Raw genomic sequence first — 13,572 nt, forward strand, 5'->3', positions numbered from 1 at the left:
GGCCGGCAGCCGGTCCTTGTTCCCTCCGGCGGAGCGGGAGCTTTCCCGCTCCCCTTGACGCCCGGGTCGTTTCCTGAAAAGTTACAGTCGCAACTAACGTTGCTGAAAGTAATCGGGAGGAAACGATGCGCATTTCACGCTTCATGGCGCGTGCCGGATTGGCCTTTCTCGCTGCTGGCCTTGGTCTCGGTCTTGTTGCCGCAAGGGCGGAAACCGAGCTTGTCATGTCGTCCTGGCTGCCGCCGAAGCATCCGATCGTCGTAAAACTCATGAAGCCCTGGGCGCGTGATGTCGAGCAGGCGACGGACGGCCGGGTGAGCGTGCGCGTGCTCGCAAAGCCGCTCGGTGCGCCGCCCGCGCATTACGACCTTGCCAAGGACGGTGTCGCGGACATTACCTACGGCCTTCATTCCTTTACCAAGGACGACCGTTTTCTGCGTTCGGCGATCGGCCAGTTTTCCTTCCTTGGCGACAATGCGGTGGAGGTTTCCAAGGCCTATTGGACGGTTTATTCCGGCATGCTCGATGCGCAAAAGGAGCATGAGGGCGTGAAGCTTCTCGGCCTGTTCGCGCATGGTCCCGGTCTCTTTCACAACAATGAGCGCAAGATCGAAAGTCCGGAAGATTTCGCAGGGCTGAAGATCCGCACGCCGGGCGGCTATATCGCCGGCCTTTGCCAGGACCTCGGCGTGACGACGCAGTTCATGGGCCCGGGCGAGGTGTATGAGAAGCTGTCGCGCGGCGTCATCGACGGGGTGACCTTCCCCATGGAGGCGCTCAAGGCCTTCAAGCTCACCGACGATCTGAAATATTCGATGAGCGTTCCCGGCGGGCTCTATAACACCTCCTGGTTCCTCGTCATGAACGAGGCCAAGTGGAACGAGCTTTCCGACGCGGACAAGGCGGCGATCGAGGCGCTTTCGGGCGAAGCTTTCGCCGAGCGCGCGGGCGCTGTCTGGGACGAGGCGGACGCCGGCGGCAGGGAGCTTGTCTCCGAAACCGACATTGAAGTCTACGAGGCGAATGACGCGGTTCTCGCGAAGGTGAAGGAAGTCGCCGCGAAGCATGAGGCCGACTGGGCGGCGAAATTGTCCGAACAGGGCTATGACGGCGCGGCCGCGCTTTCCGAAATGCGCAAGCTCACCGGCACCACCTACTGACCGGCATGGCGTCCGCAGGTGTTTCGAATGGTCGTGACGGCCGCGCGCTCTGGCGCGCGGTCGAGCGCGTGTTGGGTGCCGCCGCCGGCGCCATGCTCTTTTCGCTGACGATCCTCACCTGCATCGATGTCGTCGCGCGCTACTGGTTCAACGCGCCGGTGCGCGGCGCTTACGAGTTGACGGAGGTTTTCCTCGCCACGCTCATCTTCCTCGCCCTTCCTTTGACGACGTCGCGCGGAGAGCATGTCGAGGTGGACCTCTTCGAGATCGTCGCGGGCGGGCGCGTCGCCGGGCTTGCGGCAAAGCTTACGGCTTTTCTGTCGGCGGCTATTCTTGCCATCTTTGCCTGGCGGCTTTTCGTGCACGGGCTGCGGCTCGCGGAGGACGGCACGGTCACCAATTCGCTGTCGCTTCCGCTCAGCCCCCTTGCGTTTCTCGCCTCCTTCTCCTGCGCCGTCAGCGCCATACTCGCGCTGGGCGCCGCCTTTGCGGGCCGGCATGCGCAAACCGGCTGACGCCCCGCTTTCGGAGTTTCCTGAAGCATGACGGAATCCCTGATCGGTTTCGCCATTTTGCTCGTTCTCATTTTCGCGCGAATGCCGGTGGCTTTCGCCATGGCGGCGGTCGGTTTCGGCGGCTTTGCGTATCTTCGCGGGCTGGACCAGTCGCTCTCGCTCGTCGGCACCGCCGTTTTCGATGCCGGTCTTTCCTATTCGCTTTCCGTCGTTCCGCTCTTCATCTTCATGGGTAACGTGCTTGCCCGTTCCGGCGTCAGCCACGGGCTTTATGCGGCGGCCAACCGGGCGACGGCACGCATGCGCGGCGGGCTGGCCATGGCCTCCGTCATCGCCTGCGGCGGCTTTTCCGCCGTTTGCGGGTCCTCGCTCGCCACGGCTGCCACCATGTCCAAGGTCGCAATGCCCTCCATGCGCAAATACGGCTATGCGGACAGTCTCGCGGCAGGCTCGATCGCAGCCGGCGGCACGCTCGGCATCCTCATACCGCCGAGCGTGATCATGATCATCTACGGGCTGCTGACGGAATCGGACATCGGCAAGCTCTTCATCGCCGGCATCGTGCCGGGTCTTTTGGGCCTTGCGCTTTATCTCGCCGCGGTTCAGGTCGCCGTCCGTCTCAACCCGGCGCTCGCGCCGCGCGATACGCAGCCGGAGCCGCTCACCCGGCGGGACGGACTCGGCGTCCTGGCGCTCGTCATTCTCTTCGCGGTCATCATGGTCGGTATCTACGGGGGCTTCTTCACCCCGACGGAGGCCGCCGGCATCGGCGCGGGCGCGGCCATCCCGCTTGCCGCTCTTTTCGGGCGCCTGCCGATGAGAGAGCTTGCCGGTGCCGTGCTTGAAAGCGTGCGCGCCACGGCGATGATCTTCGCCCTTATCATCGGCGCGGAAATCTTTACGAATTTCATCAATTTCGCGGGCCTTCCCGATGCGCTGTCGGGTCTGGTCTACGATCTTGACCTCAACGCATGGGTGGTCATGGCCGCCATCATCGTCATCTATCTGCTGCTCGGCTGCGTGCTGGAAAGCCTGTCGATGATCCTGCTCACCGTGCCGGTGTTCTATCCGTTGATGTATGAGCTCGATTTCGGGATAGAGGCGCTGGCGGATCCGGAAGCGGCGTTGATCTGGTTCGCCGTCGTCGTGGTGGTGGTAACGGAAATCAGCCTGATAACGCCGCCCGTGGGCCTGAACGTCTTCGTGCTGCGCAGCGTGCTGGAAGGCGTTCATCTCAAGACGATCTTCAAGGGCGTCACGCCTTTCTGGATCGCCGATATCGTTCGCCTTTCCCTCATCGTCGCCCTGCCGTGGCTGTCGCTCTGGCTGGTCGACGCGATGCGGTAAATATTCGGCTTGCCTCATCTGCCAATGCTGCGCACCAATCGGTCGCGGCAAATGAACATGCGGTTTGGAAAATGTTTTCAGACAAAGAGATTTCGCGGCTTGATGCCGTTCGCAGGCAGTTCGGCTTTCTCGAAATCGGGGAAACAGCCGCTCTCATTGATGGGGGGACTATCCTGTTCGATCCCTTTTCCACCCTGATTTCGCGTAATGCACGCCTCGGCCATGGAAACGTGATCTATCCGAATGTCACGCTGGAATGCGGCGAAGCGGGCACGCTGAAACTGGGTGATGGCAATATCCTGCACTCCGGCACGCGGATCGTCGCCGCAGCAGGCCGCGTCGTCATCGGTTCGCACAACCAGTTCGGCGAAGGGGGCTTTCTTGCAAAGGCCGACCGGGCGGATGCATCTATCGAGATCGGTGACAGGGGGCGATATCATTCCGGCGCGTCGGTCATGGGGCGTTGCAGGCTGGGTTCGGGCAGTCAGATCCTCGGGGCGATATCCGTTCAGGATTGCGTGCTCGGCGCCGGAGCGCCCCATACCGAACCCGACCCCGATCTTCGCGGCGGCGTGCTGAAAGGCCAGGGCCGTGCGCGCGGGCTCACGCTTGCCGCAGGCGACGTTATTTTCGGAAATGGCGTCTTCTCGCAAGATGCGGTCGAACGACAGCTTGCCTATCACCCGCGCCCGCATGATACGTAAACCGCGCCCACGTAACGTCAGAGTATATAAATCAACAGCCGATTCCGACCGCCGCCACATCGATCTCGACGACGAGCCGTGCTTCATGACAGGCGAAATCCATGACGAAACGGTCTATCGGAACCTGGCGTCGGAATTTCCAGCCATTGAGCCAGCGGTCTCGCAAGCGTTACCAAAGCCGCCCTTCGGCATCCGCCTGATCGTGACGCAGCCGTTTCGCCAAGCTTATCGGGCGTTTCATGCTGACAGAGACGATGCAATGTCAGATTGCAGTCAAGTCGATCCAGTTATTTTCACCCTCACCCCGGCTCTCTCCCTTCAAGGGAGAGGTAAGGGAGCCTGCGGTCGGCATTTATGCTCCTGAATTACGCGGTGTCCCAATTTGTTGCACTTGATATCGGGTAGAGGAGGGGCCGCGTGCGCACCTTCTCCCCGCGAAGTCGGATGTTTCCGACTTCGCCATTTATCTTCCAAACTCGGGAACACCCGGGTTTGGCGGGTGAGGTCGGCATTGAAGTTCCGGGTGATGGCGAAATCAGGCGAGGGTGGAAATCTCAAGCAGGCGGCAGCAGGTCGTCGCACCACGCCTCGCCGATAGACCGGCGGGCCATCATGTGCGAGCGCGCGTGGTTGATGCTGTCGACGGCGATCAGCTTCCCGTCCTTCAGGTATGCGACGTAGAAGGACCCCGACGCCGGGTCGCCGACGGTCTTCGCCTCGTCATAGCCTTGCGAAAGCCCTGCGATCTGCAGCTTGATATGATACTGGTCCGACCAGAACCAGGGAACGGGATCGTAGTCCACATCCTTGCCGCAGATATCGGCCGCAACCGCCTTTGCCTGATCGATGGCGTTCTGCACGCTTTCAAGGCGGATGGAGCGGCCGTAGCGCGCGGAGTAAAACCGCGTGCAATCGCCGGCGGCATGGATCGCTTCGTCGCTCGTACGCCCCGCCCCGTCGACGAGAATTCCGTCCGAGACATCAAGGCCGCAGGCGCCGGCCAGTTCGTCGTTGGGCGCGGCACCGACGGCGACGAGCACGAGGTCGCAGTCAAGCTGGCTTCCGTTGGTAAAGCGTACGGCCTCCACCCTGTCTGTGCCCTCGAACCCTTCGATTGAAACATTGAGCCGGATATCGACGCCGTTCTCGCAGTGAAGCTTCTCGTAGAATTCCGATATGGCCGGGGAGACGACGCGCTTCATCACCCGGTCCAGTCCTTCGAGCACCGTAACCTCGCGCCCGAGCGAGCGCGCAACCGCTGCAACTTCCAGCCCGATGTACCCCCCGCCGACAATGGCGACCCGGCCTTCGCCTTCCAGAGACGGGCGGATGGCCTCCACATCGGCGATTGTGCGCAACGATACGACGCCCGGCAGATCGGCACCGGCAAGGGGCAGGGACCGGGCGCGGGTGCCGGTTGCGAAGACAAGCCTGTCATAGGCGATTTTCTCGCCAGCCGACGTCTTCACCAGCTTCCTTTCGCGGTCCACCGCCTCGGCCTTCACCCCGAGGTGAAGTTCCACCGACTGGGCTTCGTAAAAACTCGACGGTCTGAGTTCCAGCGTATCCTCGCCAACCTCGCCCATCAGGTATTTCTTGGAAAGCGGAGGGCGCTGGTAGGGCAGATGCGGCTCGTCGCCGATCAGGGCGATTTCGCCCTCATGGCCGTTTTGACGAAGAGACTGCACAAGCTGGGCGGCGGCCTGACCCGCGCCCAGAACCACGATCCTGTCCTGCATCCGCTTTATCACCCTTGTTGCGACGGGCAATGCCAGTAACACGGCCGGTCGCCGCCCGGCAATCGCACACCGGGAAGATAAAGCAAAAGCGGCGGAAGCAAGTCCGCCGCTTTCACCTTTGCGTCCGGATGTGGCGGGGTGAGCGTCAGGCGGCGCGCACGCCATCCAGGAAGACGCGAATTTCCTCGCGGATGACCTTTGCCTGCTCGTTCAGGAGCCGTGAAAGGCGCTCCACCTCGTTGCCCGACTGGCGGGCATGGTTGCCCGCGCCGGCCACGGCATCCATGGCCGCGGCCCCCTCGCTCGACGAGCCCGAGGCGCTGGCGACATTCTCGGAGATCGAACGGACTGCGCCGTCCTGCTGTTCCACGGATGCGGCGACCGCGGTTGCGATGCCGTTCATCTCGTTGATGATCTCGGTGACGTCCTCGATGGCCGAAACCGCATTGGCGGAGGCAAGCTGGATCGCCTCGACCTGCTGGGCGATATCCTCCGTCGCGGTCGCGGTCTGGCTCGCAAGATCCTTCACTTCCGCCGCGACGACGGCGAAACCCTTGCCGTGCTCGCCCGCGCGGGCCGCCTCGATCGTGGCGTTGAGCGCCAGAAGGTTGGTCTGGTTGGCGATGTCGCGGATGAGGCCCATGACCTGGCCGATCTTGTCGGCGGTGGACGACAGCTCCGACATGGAGGCCGCCGTCTGGCGCGCGCCTTCCACCGCACGGCTTGCCACGGTTGTCGATTTTCCGGCCTGGCCGGCGATTTCGGTGATGGAGGCGGCAAGCTCTTCAGTCGCCGCTGCTGCAAGGGTCACGTTTTCCGCGGCGATACGTGCGGCGGTGCCTGCGCGTTCCGCCTCGCCCGCGACATTGACCGACGCGCTTTCCACCTCGCGCGAGGCGCGGGAAAGTTCATCCGCCGCACCGTCGAGGCTGGAGAGCGCCCTTTCCACTGTCGCGTCGAAGCTGGAAATCAGACCTTCCAGCCGGCGCACACGCTCGTCGCGGCTGGCATCGTCGGCCGCGCGCGCTTCGGCGAGCCGCTGGCGTTCAAGCGCATTGTCGCGGAAAACCTGGACCGTGCGGGCCATGGCTGCAAGTTCCGTCCTGCCCTCGCCGGAGGGAAATTCGACATTCGTGTGCCCTTCGGCCAGCGCTTCCATCGCCGCTCGCAGGCGCTTCAGCGGTTGGATGATGGAACTGCCGATCAGCGCTCCGAGGCCTGCGACAAGCACCAGCACGGCAACGATCAGGCCACCGACGAGAAAGGTTGCGCGAGAACGGGTCTCGGCCAGGGATTTCGCGGCTTCCGCCGCGCCCGCCCCGGCGTTTTTCTTCAGCCGGTCGAGCGCGGGCGGCAAGTTCGAAAAGCCCGCTTCTATCGTGGCGCGCATTTCCGTGCGGGAGTTCGCCGCCTTGGCGTATTCGCCGAAAAGCTCCTTGTATTCCGCCATATTCTTGCCGATGAACTCTTTCGCCTCGTTCGGGATGTAGGCGCGCTCCAGAAGCTCTTCGAATTTCGCATAAATCCCGTCGAATTCGCCGATCGCTTCCTTGCCGCCGCCCAGCGTGAAATCCTTTTCCGCGCCCCGGATCTGGATGACGGCGCGAACCATCTTCTCGAAATCCGGATTGGAGCCGAACTTCAGCTCTTCGGCGATGCGCGCTTCCACCGCGCCCGAACTTTCGGCAAGCGCGGCGCGCAGGCCGCTTTGGGCGTTGAAGCCGAGCCTGGCCTGGATATCGTTCAGTTCCGCGAATGTCGTCTCGATGAAATCGAAGCTTGAGCGAAGCTCGCCGATCGCGGCTGCGCTGGAGGGATCGTTCGCCAGCTTGGAGATGCGGTTGAGCTCGAACCGGCTCTTCACCAGCAACTGCTCGAAGGACATGCGCGACGAATCGCCCGGCGACAGGAGATAGGCTTTTTCGGCGCTTTCGAGCTGGGCCCCGATCTCGGCAAGCTCGCGCGCACTTGAATCGAGCGCGGAATAATGCTCTGCCTCGGCAAAGGCCGCGCCGACGCGCTCCTGGCTCCACCAGAATACGCCGGCCACGGTGGCAAGACCCATGAATGTGATAACGCCAAGCGCGGCGATGCGCGCGCGCACGCTCATTCGGTCCAGAAGGCCGAAACTTTTGATAGACAGCACAGTGGAAGCCCCCGAGGTTCTTGTTGACCTGGGCAACAGATTGCCCGCCGCCGGTTAAGGACTGCTCAACGGGCAATGCACATATTCGCGGCGCGAACGACGAAACTCGCATTCGCCTTGCGAATCGTCCGAAAAGACACGGGAAGTCGACTTGCGAAACATACTGATTGCCGCCTCACCCGCCATCTTCGTGCTTTTATGGTCGACAGGCTTCATCGGTTCGAAGCTGGGCGCACCCTATATCGAACCTTTTGTCTTCCTCAGCGTGCGGTTTGCGATCGTCCTGCCGATCCTCCTCGCGATGACGCTTGCCATGCGCCAGACATGGCCTGCGACCCTTTCCGACTATTTGCACTGCCTGGTCTCCGGTGCGCTGATGCACGGGATTTATCTCGGCGGCATTTTCTGGGCGATAGACAACGGCATGCCGGCCGGCATTTCCGCGCTTGTCCTCGGCCTGCAGCCGCTTCTGACCGCGCTGATCGCCGGTCCCGTGCTGGGAGAGAAGATCGATGCGCGGCACTGGACGGGCCTTGCCATCGGCGGCGCGGGGCTTACGCTCGTGCTGGGGCCCAAGGTGGGCCTCGTGGCAAGCGGTATCACCGGGGCGACGATTGCCGCCTGCCTGCTGGCTGTGATCGGCATGTCGGCGGGCGCTGTCTACCAGAAGCGATTCGTCTCCAAAATCGACCTGATGCCCGGCACGACGCTGCAATATGCCGGCGCTCTCGCGATCACGCTGCCGCTTTCGGCGTTCGAGAGCTGGCAGATCACATGGTCGGGCGATCTGATCGTCGCGCTCGCCTGGCTGATCGTCGTGCTGTCGATCGGCGCGATCCTGCTGCTCATGTATCTGATCTCTCAAGGAAGTGCTGCACGCGTCGCAGCCCTTTTCTATCTCGTCCCGGTGGCAACGGCTGTGGAAAGCTATTTCCTGTTCGACGAGACGCTGTCGGCCATCCAGATTTCCGGCATGGGGCTTGTCATCGCAGCCCAGATCCTGATCCAGCGCGGGGCGATCACCTTGCGGCGGCGTCAGGCGTGATCATGCCGCGCCGCTCGCGCAACAGCCCGCGCTCGCGCAGGATCGCGGCGTTGAGCTCGCCGCCGAAGATGAAGAGAAGCGCGATCAGATAGAGAAAGATGATCGCCGTCATGATGCCGGCAAGGCCGGCGTAGGTGGAAACGTAATTGGCGAAACGCGCCAGATACGCACCGAAGCCGATGCCGGCGACGAACCAGAGCACGAGTGTCGCGAGAACCCCCGGTACCATGTCGAGGAAATGCCTGCGCCCGTAAGGCAGAAGCGCATGGGCGAGCATGAGGCCCGCCCCCGTCAGCAAGGTGGCGATGACGTAGCGCGAAAGATCGAGGCTCGTCTGGAAATCCTTCAGCCAGGGGGCGTATTCCAGCGCCCACGTCCAGAACAGGGGAGCCAGAACCACGAGGAAGGCAAAGGCGATAAGGACGAGAGACCCGAGCAGGACGAAGACGATCGACTGAAGCCTCAGCCAGAGGAAAAACCGCGTGTCGTTGAGCCTGTAGGCGCGGTTGAGCGCCGTTCTCAGCGCCTCCACGCCGTTTGAGGCGAACCACAGCGACACGATGACGCCAAGGGTCAGGATGTCGCCGCGCGGGCGCGTCAGCACCGCCGTGATCTCCCGCGAAACCGGGCCCGCGACCCGCTCCGGCCAGGTGTCGAACAACATTCCGGCGATTCTGTCGGCCATGTCGCCGAGGCCCATGAACCCCGTCAGCGCGGCGATGAATATGAGGAAGGGGAACAGCGCCATCAGCACCGAAAGCGCGACGTGGCTCGCCATGGCGAAGCCGTCGTCCTTTATCAGATGGCCGATCGCATCCGCAAAGACGCGATAGATGAAAACCGCATAGGCCGACAGGTTCATCGCTTCCCTCCGCAACCGCCCAATCGGACCATTCACTTCGCGTAAGCGCAAGCCGCTGCGTCATTTGAGAAATTTTATTACGGGACAACCCGGCTAAAAGAACTATTGCTTCGCACCTGCCGCAGGTTATTGTGTGCGCTGCACCATTTGTCGGACACATTCGCCAGACACAGGCGCAGCTTGCGCGAAACGGAGAGCTTCATGTCGCTTGCCACCGACCACGGCCCGCTTTCGGGAGAGACGCCGCTGAACGAGCTGACGGCAAGGGCCGTCAAAAGCCTCGACGCGCTGCTCGACATTGCCGCGAAGCGGGTGGCGCAGAAGGTTCGCGAGGGCGAGCGGATATCGCCTGAGAAGATGGAAAGCGAGCAGCGCGCGACCCACGGGCTTGCCTGGCTCGCGACCTATGTGGAGGCGCTCAGGCAGCTTGACGCCTATGCCGCGCGCCTGCGGGAGGCGGGCAAGTTCCGCGAGACGGAAGAGCTGATCGTCCGCCTCGGCTTTGCCGAATATCTGGCGCAGGTCTTCGGCGGCATCCCCATGAACCAGGGCGAATTCGTTCGCCTCGCCGACCTTGGAATTACCGCGTCCGAAGCCGCGAAGGCGCTCACGGCGGAGATCGAAGAACTCATCGCGACCGGCAACACGCCTGAAATCCGCGCCCGGCTCGCAACCCTCATCAAGGATCAGGAAGGCTCATCCACCTTCGGCGACACCGGCCTTGACGAGACCTATGAGCAGATCCGCGACGAGATGCGCCGCTTCGCCGCCGACAAGGTCACGCCATACGCTCACGAGTGGCACCTGAAGAACGACTATATCCCGCTAGACGTGATCGGGCAGATGGCCGAGCTTGGCGTTTTCGGCCTGACGATTCCGGAAGAATACGGCGGCCTTGGCCTTGGCAAGGAGAGCATGTGCGTCGTCTCCGAAGAGCTGAGCCGGGCCTATATCGGCGTCGGTTCGCTCGGTACGCGCTCCGAAATCGCCGCCGAACTGATCCTGCGCGGCGGCACGGACGAGCAGAAGGCGAAGTGGCTGCCGAAGATCGCCTCAGGCGAAGTGCTGCCGACAGCCGTCTTCACCGAGCCGAACACCGGTTCCGACCTTGCCTCGCTGAAAACGCGCGCCGTGCGCGACGGCGATGTCTGGAAGGTTTCCGGTAACAAGACGTGGATCACCCATCCCGTGCGCGCCGACGTCATGACGCTGCTTGCCCGCACCAATCCTCAGGAGCCTGGCTACAAGGGCCTTTCCATGTTCATCGCCGAAAAGCCGCGCGGCACGGATGATGATCCCTTCCCGGCCAAGGGCATGTCGGGCGGCGAGATCGAGGTGCTCGGCTACCGGGGCATGAAGGAATACGAGATCGCCTTCGACGGCTTCGAGGTGGCGCATGAAAACCTTCTCGGCGGCGTGGAGGGCCAGGGCTTCAAGCAGCTCATGCAAACCTTCGAGGGGGCACGCATCCAGACGGCGGCGCGCGCGCTCGGCGTGGCGCAGGCGGCACTCGATGTCGGTCTTCGCTACGCGCAGGAGCGCATCCAGTTCGGCAAACCGCTGATTTCCTTCCCCCGCGTTTCCGACAAATTGGCGCTCATGACGGCGGAAATCATGATCGCGCGTCAGCTCACTTACTTTTCGGCGTGGGAGAAGGATTCGGGAAGGCGCTGCGACCTGGAAGCCGGCATGGCCAAGCTTCTCGGTGCGCGCGTTGCCTGGGCTGCGGCCGACAACGCGCTGCAGATCCACGGCGGCAACGGCTTCGCGCTGGAATATCCGGTCTCGCGTCTCCTGTGCGATGCCCGCATCCTCAACATCTTCGAGGGGGCTGCGGAAATCCAGGCGCAGGTGATCGCAAGACGGGTTCTGGAGACGCGGGGCACTTGACCCAGGCCTGATCAAGCTTCTTTTCACCCTCACCCCGGCCCTCTCCCTTCAAGGGAAAGGGGGGCGCAAGAAGCACGTCCAACACTCGTTCACCAACACATCAACGTGCCGCAATATTTGGGATGTCACCTGAGCATTCGCCACATACACCCACACCTCTCCCCGCGAAGTCGGATGTTTCCGACTTCGCCATCTATCTTCCAAACTCGGGAACACCCGAGTTTGGTGGGAGTGGTCGGCACGTCAGTGCCGGGTGAGGGTGATCATCTGCTGCGCAGTACCGGGCGAAGGCTAGAAACAGCCTGCCCCCTCACTCGTGTGTCGTGTTCTCGCGGATGATGCGGATGATTTCGTTTGGCGCTTCCAGGTGCGGCATGTGTCCGACCCGCTCGAAGACATGGGTCGAGATCACGCCCGGCAGGCGGTGGGCCTGGCGCGTCGGCAGCACCCTGTCCTGCGTGCCCCAGACGACGCGGATCGGCATGCCAAGCTCCGCCAGATCGTCGATCGGCAGCATCTTCTGCACCTTGCCGTCGATGATCTCCTCGGCAATTTTCATCAGCGCTTCGTTCGCGCCGGGCACTTCGCGCATTTCCGCGATATGGCGCGAAAGCATGCGCGGCATATCGAACTCCCAGCCGAAGAATTGCTCCAGAAGCACTTCCAGCTCGTGCGGATTGGCGGCGGAGGCATAGCGGCGCAAAAGCTTGTGGTTGATTTCCGGCCCGAAGCCGCCGGGCGCAAGCAGGGTCAGGCTCGCTATCCTTTCAGGTGCCTTCAGCGCCATGAGGGCAGCAACGGCGCCGCCCATGGAATGGCCGACAAGGTGCGCGCGCGACAACCCGAGTTCGCCGAGCGAGCCAAGCACCGCCTTTGCCGCCAGATTCGCATTGCCGATCGTGGGCCAATCGATTGCCTTGCCGTGTCCGGGCAGGTCGAAGGCGATTGTCCGCCGCTTCGCCTCGAAGGCCGCCTGAACCGATGCCCAGGTCAGCGAATCGCCACCGAAGCCGTGCAGGAAAACGATCGGCGCGCCATCGCCAGCGCCCCTTTCGACATGGGGAAGCACGCTCGCCTCAACCTTGGTATCCATCTGCGTCTCCTGGATCGCCATTTCCCTTTCTTTGGCACGTCGGGGAAAAAAGCGCGAGGGGGTTGAAGGTCGCATTCGCCTTGACATGGCAAACCGTCATCGACATCCATGAGGTCAAATCGATTTAAAGGAACTGATAATGCCTGTCGACCTTCTGTGCCTCGGCGAAGCCATGGTGGAATTCAACCAGCGCGAGGCGGGCGGTTTTTACGTTCAAGGTTTCGGCGGCGATACATCGAACGCGGCGATCTGCGCGGCGCGTCAGGGGGCGTCGAGCGGATATCTTTCCGCCGTGGGCGACGATGCCTTCGGCAAGATGCTCATCGGCCTTTGGGAGACCGAAGGCGTTTCGGTGGAGCATGTCGGGCGGAAAGCGGATACGCCCACCGGCGTCTATTTCGTCACCCATGGGCCTGAGGGGCACGAATTCACCTATCGCCGGGCGGGATCGGCGGCAAGCCTCATGCGCCCCGCCGATCTGCCGGTCGAAGCCTTGCGCACCGTCAAGATCTTGCATCTTTCCGCGATCAGCCAGGCGATCTCGGTGACCGCCTGCGATACCGCCTTCGAGGCCGTGAAAATCGTGAGCGAGGCGGGCGGGCTCGTTTCCTACGACACGAACCTGCGCCTGTCGCTCTGGCCGCTTGAGCGTGCGCGCGCCGTCATTCATGCGACCGTGGGCCTGTCCGATATCCTTCTGCCCGGCCTTGACGACGCCCGCCTGCTGACCGGCCTTGAGGAGCCGCGTGAGATCGCCGATTTTTACCTGGCCATGGGCGCGAAGATCGTCGCGCTCACGCTCGGAGGGGAAGGCGCGCTGATCGCAACGCCGGAACGGACGGAGGCCATTGCGCCGTATCGGGTCGATCTGGTGGACGCGACGGGAGCGGGGGACGCCTTCGACGGCGCGTTCCTGTCTGAGTATCTGGCGACCGGCGATCCTTTCCGTGCGGGACGTTACGCCAATGCGGCGGCCGCCCTTTCCGTACGCGGTCTCGGCGCCGTCGCGCCCCAGCCGACCCGCGCCGAGGTGGAGGCCTTTATCCGGGGGGATTGAACAAGCTTTGCTTC

12 protein-coding genes are annotated in these 13,572 nt (G+C 62.9%); 7 read left to right on the forward strand and 5 right to left on the reverse strand.

Features of this window, described 5'->3' with window-relative positions:
• Positions 1-125 precede the first annotated feature (125 nt).
• The 4 genes from HPQ64_RS05620 (at position 126) to HPQ64_RS05635 (ending at position 3,726) form a co-directional block, all read left to right on the forward strand.
• Positions 126-1,160: a TRAP transporter substrate-binding protein gene (locus HPQ64_RS05620; RefSeq protein WP_246270306.1), complete on the forward strand. Its 1,035-nt coding sequence runs from the start codon at positions 126-128 to the stop codon at positions 1,158-1,160.
• Between the two features lie 5 nt (positions 1,161-1,165).
• Positions 1,166-1,675: a TRAP transporter small permease gene (locus HPQ64_RS05625; protein WP_172887352.1), complete on the forward strand. Its 510-nt coding sequence runs from the start codon at positions 1,166-1,168 to the stop codon at positions 1,673-1,675.
• Positions 1,676-1,702: 27 nt separating this feature from the next.
• Complete coding sequence (locus HPQ64_RS05630; protein ID WP_172887353.1) at positions 1,703-3,022, forward strand: TRAP transporter large permease; 1,320 nt, start codon at positions 1,703-1,705, stop codon at positions 3,020-3,022.
• Positions 3,023-3,093: 71 nt separating this feature from the next.
• Positions 3,094-3,726, forward strand: coding sequence for an LbetaH domain-containing protein (locus tag HPQ64_RS05635; protein WP_172887354.1), 633 nt, complete (start codon positions 3,094-3,096; stop codon positions 3,724-3,726).
• 31 nt (positions 3,727-3,757) lie between these two features.
• Here HPQ64_RS05635 and HPQ64_RS20360 read toward each other — a convergent pair whose 3' ends face one another.
• From HPQ64_RS20360 to HPQ64_RS05650, 3 genes are all read right to left on the reverse strand, one after another.
• Complete coding sequence (locus tag HPQ64_RS20360; RefSeq protein WP_246270308.1) at positions 3,758-3,892, reverse strand: endonuclease domain-containing protein; 135 nt, start codon at positions 3,890-3,892, stop codon at positions 3,758-3,760.
• A gap of 388 nt (positions 3,893-4,280) precedes the next feature.
• The gene (locus HPQ64_RS05645) at positions 4,281-5,465 is read right to left on the reverse strand and encodes an NAD(P)/FAD-dependent oxidoreductase (RefSeq protein WP_172887355.1); all 1,185 of its coding nucleotides are present in this window, start codon (positions 5,463-5,465) and stop codon (positions 4,281-4,283) included.
• A 145-nt stretch (positions 5,466-5,610) separates the two neighbouring features.
• Positions 5,611-7,611, reverse strand: a complete 2,001-nt coding sequence (locus HPQ64_RS05650; RefSeq protein ID WP_210260101.1) for a methyl-accepting chemotaxis protein — start codon at positions 7,609-7,611, stop codon at positions 5,611-5,613.
• Between the two features lie 151 nt (positions 7,612-7,762).
• Here HPQ64_RS05650 and HPQ64_RS05655 point away from each other — a divergent pair, with 151 nt between their 5' ends.
• A complete protein-coding gene (locus HPQ64_RS05655; protein WP_172887356.1) occupies positions 7,763-8,656 on the forward strand; it encodes a DMT family transporter in 894 nt (297 codons plus the stop codon).
• Here the strand turns inward: HPQ64_RS05655 and HPQ64_RS05660 are convergent.
• Positions 8,631-9,518 (reverse strand): YihY/virulence factor BrkB family protein, encoded by an 888-nt coding sequence (locus HPQ64_RS05660; protein ID WP_172887357.1) that lies wholly within the window; start codon positions 9,516-9,518, stop codon positions 8,631-8,633. The two genes, HPQ64_RS05655 and HPQ64_RS05660, sit on opposite strands and share 26 nt — an antisense overlap.
• Before the next feature lie 201 nt (positions 9,519-9,719).
• Here HPQ64_RS05660 and HPQ64_RS05665 point away from each other — a divergent pair, with 201 nt between their 5' ends.
• A complete protein-coding gene (locus HPQ64_RS05665) occupies positions 9,720-11,408 on the forward strand; it encodes an acyl-CoA dehydrogenase family protein (protein WP_172887358.1) in 1,689 nt (562 codons plus the stop codon).
• 310 nt (positions 11,409-11,718) lie between these two features.
• Here HPQ64_RS05665 and HPQ64_RS05670 read toward each other — a convergent pair whose 3' ends face one another.
• Positions 11,719-12,501 carry an alpha/beta fold hydrolase gene (locus HPQ64_RS05670; RefSeq protein ID WP_172887359.1) on the reverse strand — a complete coding sequence of 261 codons (783 nt, stop codon included), beginning with the start codon at positions 12,499-12,501 and terminating at the stop codon, positions 11,719-11,721.
• A gap of 139 nt (positions 12,502-12,640) precedes the next feature.
• Here HPQ64_RS05670 and HPQ64_RS05675 point away from each other — a divergent pair, with 139 nt between their 5' ends.
• Positions 12,641-13,558 carry a sugar kinase gene (locus tag HPQ64_RS05675; RefSeq protein ID WP_172887360.1) on the forward strand — a complete coding sequence of 306 codons (918 nt, stop codon included), beginning with the start codon at positions 12,641-12,643 and terminating at the stop codon, positions 13,556-13,558.
• Positions 13,559-13,572: the final 14 nt, after the last annotated feature.

This window comes from Hongsoonwoonella zoysiae, assembly GCF_013266695.1.
GTDB classification, from domain to species: domain Bacteria; phylum Pseudomonadota; class Alphaproteobacteria; order Rhizobiales; family Stappiaceae; genus Hongsoonwoonella; species Hongsoonwoonella zoysiae.